The following is an 868-nucleotide window of genomic DNA, read 5'->3' as shown; positions in this document are numbered from 1 at the left end:
ACTCCGTCCCGCTAACGGGAACGGCACCGCTTGCCCAGCCGAGAACGGTGTATCCCTGGGGAGTGGGAGCTGGGTCAAACTGGCCTGTTTCCAGACGGGTTAACCAGTCTTGCCACCTGGCAAACAGCGCCTGCCAATCCTGGGCAGAGAGGTGATCGGTGGAGGTTTGCGGCGGGATCCCAGCCTGATGGCACATCGCTTCCACCAAATGCCGACTGAGGCCGCGATAACAGCGCAACAGCCGTTGGCCGATGGGGCCAGGGATCAGGGCGACGCGCTCTTGCCACCAGGAAAAGGGCTCGGATCGCTGCGGGATCGGGTCGGTTAGAGCCGGAGGAGCCTCGTAGGGCAGGCCCGGTTGTACCGGACGGATTCGCGATTGGCGCTCGCTCACCCCATGACCACTGGCCAAGATCATGCCCGCCTCGTCCACCAAAATGGCATTGCTGTGCTTGCCCATCACCTCCAGGTAGAGATGGCGATAAGGGGGATCCCCGGGCCGAGGGGCAAAGCGCAAGTCAATCACCCGTTCCCAATCCTCCAGCAGAGCCAGCTCCGTCAGAGCCAAACCCTTCAGGTGCCGTTGGAGGAACTGGCTAAATTGAAAGCCATCCGGCTCTTTGGGAGGAGGCTGACAGAGGTGGAGACGGGCCGCCTGAGGATGCCAGCACAACAGCAAGCAGGGGCGGGCAGTGAGGGTGCGCAAGCCAATGACCACCGTCCACAGATCGGTCTGTTGGATCCATTCCACGCGGGCAGGCAACACTGGATCCCGACCTGTCTTAGCCTGGGTTAGATCGGCGAGCACAGCACGCAGGGTGGTTAAATCAACCGGCTGCATCCCTGTTGCTGATACATTTACGCTGAA

Annotated in this window: 1 protein-coding gene; it reads right to left on the bottom strand. The window is 61.5% G+C overall.

The features are described 5' to 3' along the window. On the bottom strand, positions 1–841 hold an 841-nt coding region (locus tag NW819_RS11455), incomplete at its 3' end, for an NFACT family protein (protein ID WP_414413818.1). Positions 842–868 lie beyond the last annotated feature (27 nt).

It is taken from the genome of Synechococcus sp. R8-2 (assembly GCF_047461715.1).
GTDB lineage: Bacteria > Cyanobacteriota > Cyanobacteriia > Thermostichales > Thermostichaceae > Thermostichus.
This window is presented reverse-complemented; position numbering and strand designations above follow the sequence as displayed.